6 protein-coding genes are annotated in these 6,429 nt (G+C 70.6%); 4 read left to right on the top strand and 2 right to left on the bottom strand.

Annotated elements, in window-relative coordinates:
* A partial coding sequence (locus D7Y11_RS40950) for a PEGA domain-containing protein (protein WP_126936389.1) occupies positions 1-509 on the top strand: 509 nt, incomplete at its 5' end.
* 121 nt (positions 510-630) lie between these two features.
* Entirely contained in the window at positions 631-1,353 is a 723-nt protein-coding gene (locus D7Y11_RS40955) for a head GIN domain-containing protein (protein WP_126936390.1), read from the top strand.
* A 429-nt stretch (positions 1,354-1,782) separates the two neighbouring features.
* On the opposite strand, the gene D7Y11_RS40960 is transcribed toward D7Y11_RS40955, so the two are convergent.
* Entirely contained in the window at positions 1,783-2,802 is a 1,020-nt protein-coding gene (locus tag D7Y11_RS40960; protein ID WP_120599969.1) for an aldo/keto reductase, read from the bottom strand.
* 78 nt (positions 2,803-2,880) lie between these two features.
* Here D7Y11_RS40960 and D7Y11_RS40965 point away from each other — a divergent pair, with 78 nt between their 5' ends.
* Together D7Y11_RS40965 and D7Y11_RS40970 are read left to right on the top strand one after the other, a co-directional pair.
* Positions 2,881-3,594, top strand: a complete 714-nt coding sequence (locus D7Y11_RS40965; RefSeq protein ID WP_120581336.1) for a DUF429 domain-containing protein — start codon at positions 2,881-2,883, stop codon at positions 3,592-3,594.
* Positions 3,595-3,664: 70 nt separating this feature from the next.
* Entirely contained in the window at positions 3,665-4,606 is a 942-nt protein-coding gene (locus tag D7Y11_RS40970) for a hypothetical protein (protein ID WP_120581337.1), read from the top strand.
* A gap of 12 nt (positions 4,607-4,618) precedes the next feature.
* Here D7Y11_RS40970 and D7Y11_RS40975 read toward each other — a convergent pair.
* The coding region (locus tag D7Y11_RS40975) for a tenascin-X (protein WP_126936391.1) at positions 4,619-6,429 on the bottom strand (1,811 nt) is incomplete at its 5' end.

A 6,429-nucleotide genomic window follows, 5' to 3' on the forward strand; every position in this document is an offset into this window, starting at 1 on the left:
CGCCGGAACCCTCCACCGAGGTCGCCCAGGTCACGCCTCCCGCCGACCCCGCGACTCCCACGGAAACGGCGCCCTCGGACCCGCCTCCTCCCAGCAACGAAACCGCCACCGACGACGCCCAGGCTCCCAAGGCGAAGACGCGCACCCCCGTCCGCAAGACCGGCAAGCGCGACGCCAGCGACCCGACGGCCACTCCGGTCCGCGGCAAGTCCCGCACCGCCGCGCCCGTCGACGACTCGGATGCCGACCTCCCTGCCCCGGATGACGGCGCCACCGAAGCGGCCGCGCCCCAGGGCTTCCTCACCCTGGTCACGGAACCTTCCGCCCGCGTGTCCCTGGCCGGCCGTTCCCTGGGCGAGACGCCTCTCAACAAGGTCGCCCTCCCGGTGGGCAGGCACACCCTGAAGCTCATGGACGGCACCGGCCGCCCCTTGAGGCTCCTCGTGGAGATCAAACCCGACGACGTCACCTCCGTCCGGGTCCCCCTGGAGATGCTGGACAATCCCTGAACCTGTCCGGCTGTCGGACACGTTCGCGCCTCGCCACGCAATCATCCGCTGGGGTCCTCCGTACCCGAGGCATTCCGCCGGGACGTGTTCCTACGTCCTCGCGCCTCGCCCGGAGCCGCCCATGAGGATGTCCTCGCTGTCCCTGCTCGCCGCCTGCTGCCTCGTCACCTCCGCCTGCACCGCCCACGCGGAGGACGCGACCCGGCCCTCCCAGGGCGCCGGTGAGACGCGCCAGGTGGAAGACTTCCACGGCGTCTCCGTGGGTCACGGCATGCACGCGGAGGTGAAGGTGGGCCCCAAGTCCGTCCGCCTGGAGGGCTCCCCTGAAAACCTCTCCCGCCTCCAGTTGGAGGTGGAGGACGGCATCCTCACCACGCGCGTGGAGCGCAAGGGCTGGAGCGGCCTCAACGGCAAGGTGAAGCTCATCGTGTCCTCGCCCCGCATCGACCACCTGGAGGCCAGCGGTGGCAGCCACATGAACGCGGACGTCACCGCGTCCGGCGAGTTCGACGCCGAGGCCAGCGGCGGCTCCGTCCTCACCGTGCGCGGCGTGGACGCCAAGCAGGTGGAGGCCGAGGCCAGCGGCGGCTCCGAAATCACGCTGACCGGCCGCGCGACGCAGCTGGAGGCCGAGGCCAGTGGCGGCGCGCAGGTGCACGCCCAGAAGCTCCAGGGCATCACCGACCTGAAGGTGGAGGCCAGCGGCGGCTCCATCGTGGAGGCCGATGCCCCCGCCAGCGTCTCCGGTGACGCCTCCGGCGGCAGCATCATCCGCCTGTCGAAGCGGCCCCAGAACGCCAACGTGGACGTCAGCGGCGGTTCGCGCCTCGACGCCTCGAACTAGCAGCGGTACCGGGAAAGGTTAGCCGGGCCCCGGGGAGTTCCCGGGGCCCGGACAGGCCCCCCACGAAGCAAAAGAGACGCCGCACACCGGACCTCCAAGGTCATCCGGGCGACCGTCCTACCTTCCACGTGGATGCCGACCACACCGGAGTGCCGTCGGACAGGCGCGTGGGCCCCATGGAATGCGCTCGAGTGACCGAACGCTTCGCAGTCCCCAAGATATCGGGAACCCGTCCCAATCCCAAACACCCAGCGTCGCTTTCGCCACAGGACTCGCAGGGGAACCCGCGTCCCGCCACGCCTGCCGTCCCCCACGGACTGTAAATACGAAAGCACCGCGCTCACACGGTGCGTCGTTGAGACGCGTCAGGTCGGGTCCATCCAGCGATGATGGAAAACTCCGCATGCGTGGGACTCCGCGAGCAATCGCTCAGCGGGCCGGCGGGAAGCGGTCCGCGTTCTGACGCTCCACCATCCAGCCCGGGTACTCGGGGGGCAGCTTGGAGACGGCGTCCAGCTTCGCGAGTTGCTCGGCGCTGAGGCGCAGCTCGGACGCGGCCAGGTTGTCCTCGAGTTGGGCCTGCGTCTTCGCGCCGAGGATGACGGTGGTGACGTGCGGCTGGTGCAGCAGCCACGCGAGCGCCACGCGCGCCACGGTGGTGCCCGTCTCCTTCGCGACCTCATCCATCACGTCGATGGCGTTGTACGCGCGCTCGCGGTCCACGGGCGGGAAGTCGAAGGTGGTGCGGCGGGCGCCCTCGGGGCCTTCGGCGTTGCGTCGGTACTTGCCGGAGAGGAAGCCGCCCGCGAGCGGGCTCCACACCATCAGGCCCACCTGCTGGTCCTTCATCAGCGGCACCAGCTCGCGCTCCAGGTCGCGGCCGGCGATGGAGTAGTAGGCCTGGAGCGATTCGAAGCGGGACAGACCGCGGTGGTCGCTCAGGCCCAGCGCCTTCATCAGCTGCCACGCGGCCAGGTTGGACGCGCCCAGGTAGCGCACCTTGCCCTGGCTCACGAGGTCGTCCAGCGCGCGCAGCGTCTCCTCCAGCGGCGTGGCCACGTCGTAGCCGTGGATCTGCAAGAGGTCGATGTGGTCCGTGCCCAGGCGCTTCAGGCTCGCGTGCACGGAGTCGAAGATGTGGTAGCGGGACAGGCCCGTCTCATTCTGGCCCGGGCCCATGCGGCCGCGCACCTTGGTGGCCAGCACCACCTGCGAACGCTTTTCCGCCAACGCCTTGCCGAGCAGCTCCTCCGACTGCCCGTACGAATACACGTTCGCGGTGTCGAAGAAGTTGATGCCCGCGTCCAGGCACCGGCCCACCAGCGCGTCGGCCTCTGACTGGCCCTGCTGCCCGATGTTCTTCCAGTAGCCCTCGCCACCGAAGGTCATGGCGCCGAAACACAGTTCAGAGACAAACAGGCCGGTGCGGCCCAGCGGACGGTAGTGCATGTGCGTGTCACCTTGGGTGGAAGTGAAGGCGGCCCCTCTTAACGTCCGGTGCGCAATCCCGCAGCAGGAAGGCACACGATGACGGACGCGCGCCGCTTCGTGGGCTGGGACCTGACGGACCCCTTCGCCCGCGCGCACCGCCCCGTAGACGAGGCCATCGTGGACGGTGACGGCCGCGTGCGCTTCTCCCAGCGCGTCTGGCCCTCGGCACGGACCGGGCACGGGCTGGACCCGGAGGCGCTCGCGGAGGCCTTCGCCGTGGGGCCCGGCGACGTGGTGGTGGTGGACGGGCCGCAGGCGTTGGCGAACCCCGGCGCGAAGGTGCGGGACGCGGAGCGGAAGCTGCGCGCCCCGGGCCGCACCCCGGACGTGCTGCCCATGCCCGGTGCGCCCTTCGCGGGCTTCGTGCGCGGCAGCGTGCTGCTGTTCGCCGCGCTGCGGGCCCATGCCCGGGTGCCCATGCTGGACCTGGACACGCCGTCGCTGTCACACGCGCGCCTGCTCGAAGCCTTCCCCGGTGCCACCTGGCGCATGCTGGCTGTGGAGAAGTTGGGGGCAAAAGCCACGCCGGAGGGACGCGCCCGGAGACAGGCCCTGCTGGAAGCATCCGGCCTGCGCTTCGGGGACTCAGGAACGTGCACGCACGACCAGCTGGATGCCGCGCTCTGCGCCTGGCTGGGGTGGCTCACGCGCACCCGGCCCGGGGACGTCATCGCGGTGGGCCTGCCCCTCACGCGTGACGCGGATGGAACATTGCGCGAGGGACGTATCCTGGACCTGACTCTACGGTAATCAGCTATTGATATTATTACTGTTTAAGCTGTTTTAATCCCTCTCAACTCCAGCTGGAGAGGGACAACACATGCGTGGAACGCCGTGGAAGGCCGTGACGGTGGTGGTGGGGCTCGTGGGCGCGCCGGTGCTGGCGGAGGACGCGACCGCCCGTCTGCCATACGGCGTGCCGGTGCCAGAGGGGCAGGAGCTGACGGCGGCGCCGGAGCCCTTCGACGAGTCGGTGCACGGCCGGGCGATTCCCAACACCCAGCCACAGGCGAACGAGGTGTTGAAGGGCGTGGCGGCGCGGCTACCGGAGCGCGCCAGCCGGCCCCATCCGCGCGTTCCCATCCCGGACATCTTCCCGGGCTCCGGGGACCGGGGCTTCTGGGTGACGCAGGGCCAGGGCATCTTCGCGGCCAACGACGCGCAGACGGACCTGGTCATCCCGGACAACGCAATTGGGACGACCATCTACGCGCCCACGCACATGCCGGCGGGCAACGTGTGCGTGGAGACGGTGACGGCGCACTGGCGCTATTCGGGCATGGCGACGACGGCGCACGCGCACGGCTTCTGGGACCACTGCGGCTTCGACGGCGCCACGGGCTGGCAGACCTTCGAGGGCATGGACGCGACGTGGAAGGGCAAGTACGTGCGCGTGCTGGACGGCGAGGAGCGCTACTTCACGGAGGCCTACAAGGACGGCAGCGGCTGCGCGCACGGCCTGCTCTACAACTTCACCCTGGGGCTCTGGGAGGAGAAGCTGACGCCCATCTGCGGCAACTCCGGCTTCGCCACGGGCTGGACGATGTGGGAGTCGCACTACCTGATGGACGTGGCCCAGCGCTGCCCCGCGTTCCCGCGCGTGCGAGCCTCCGGCATCCAGATCTACACCGTGAGCGCCTGGCCCGCGCTCACCACCAGCAACAGCACCCAGCTGGGCCCCTACGGCCTGTGCTGGACCAACGGCACGTACAACTTCTCGGTCGCCGTGCCCAACAGCGACTGGACCGCGCTCACGCCGTGAGCCCGTGAGGACTCAGCGCCCGCGCACCGGGTCCTCGTGATGGTCGTGCCCTGGCCCGCCGAACGTTCCGGGCCAGGGTTCCTCCGCGGGCTTCAGGCCGGGAATCGGGAAGCGCCGGAAGCGCGATTGGCTATAGGCATACGGGGGATCGCACTCGCCGCACGTCGTGGCCCCGTCCATCATCACGAGGCTGTCCGGCCCCAGCTCCAGGAACTGCGCGGGCGTCGCCGCGTCCGACACCGGGCACTGGAACACCTCGCTGCCGTCCTTCGCGCTCACCGCGAACAGCACCGGCCCCGTCGCGTTCATGCCCGTGCCCACCACCACCGTCTCCGGCGGCTGGCCCGGCCAGGTCGTCCAGCTCGCCAGCCGCACCTCCGGCGCCACCGGCCCCGGCCACCCCTGGAACCCGTGCGTCCATGACGGCGTGAGATTCGGCAACGCGTAGCCCTCCAGCGTCCACTCGCCCACGGTGTCGTCCTCGGAGGGCGAGGGAATCACGTGCGTGGAGGTCGCCAGCGCGCGGCCCAGCCCCCGGGGGAACGTCTGTGAACCCACCGCCTGCCCGTCCCGCGTGCTCAGCGCCTGCGTGGAGCGTTCGTTGAGCAAGAGCCCGTTCACGATGGCCAGCTCCCCGGCGGCGAAGGCCTCTGTCTTTCGCCAGCGCGGCACCCCGTCCTGCGAGAACGCCATCACCAACGTCGGCGCTCCCGGATACAGCGGCGCCCCCACGTTCTGCGTGGGCCCGAACGCCACATACACATCGCCCGCCGCGTCGGACGCCACGCCGTACGGGTGCGGATGGTTGCACTCCGCGAGCAGCGGATCCTCCAGCGCCTGCGCGGACACCATCCCTCCAAAGGCATCCAACACCACCAGGAAGTACTGCCGGCACAGCGTGTTCCGCGACGTGCCCGCCGGGTACGCCTCGAAGAGCGCCGCCAACCGGTCCGGCTGCATCACCCCCAGCCGCGCCATGAACACCGTCGTCAGCCCCTGCGTGAAGTCAGGCCGCGCCGTCGTCAGGTCGAACGTCCACCGCGGCGCGCCCGTCACCCTGTCCAACAGCGACACCTGCCCGGACAACGGCAGGTCCATGCACAACAGCCGGTCGTTCCACAGCATGCACCGGCGCCCGGACGTGCTCGCGCGCACCGGCACCGGGCCCGCCGCGTCCAGGAGCGCCGGCACGAAGAAGCCCACCAGCGTCACGTCCCCCGTGGGCCCCACCAACAGGTCGTGCAGCGCCTCGCCGTTGGAGGCCGCGTCGTAGGTCCAGTCCGGCACCAGCGCCGTCGCGGCGGGGCGCTCGCAGACGGAGCCCTTGCACTTCCCCGGTCCCTGGCAGGGGCTGGCCGGCGCGCAGGTGAAGTTGTCCGGCGGGTCGCGGCGCTGGCACGTCCCGTCCAGGCACACGTCCGCCGCGTCACAGCCGCGCTCCGGGCCGCAGAATGTCCCGTCCGGCGCCTTCGCCAGCGTGCACCCCACCTTCGGGTCGCACGCGCCCACCTGGCACTTCCCATCCCCCGGACACGGCGGCGCCGGCACCGACGTGCAGCCGTCCAGCGGGTTGCACACGTCCGTGGTGCACGCGTTGCCGTCGTCGCACACGCGCTCCGTGCCCTTGCACCGCCCCGCCGTGCACGTGGCGCCCTGGATGCACGCGTTGCCCGGGTCGCACGCCGTGCCGTCCGGCTCCTCGGTCTCCACGCACTTCTCCGTCGCCACGTCGAACGTGGAGGTGTGGCAGGCCACCGGCGTGGGGCAGTCCGGGTACCTGCCTCTTATAACCATCTCCGAGCCCACGAGACGCTCATGAAACT

This window comes from Corallococcus sp. AB018 (assembly GCF_003986945.1).
In the GTDB taxonomy this organism is placed as follows: Bacteria; Myxococcota; Myxococcia; order Myxococcales; family Myxococcaceae; genus Corallococcus; species Corallococcus exiguus.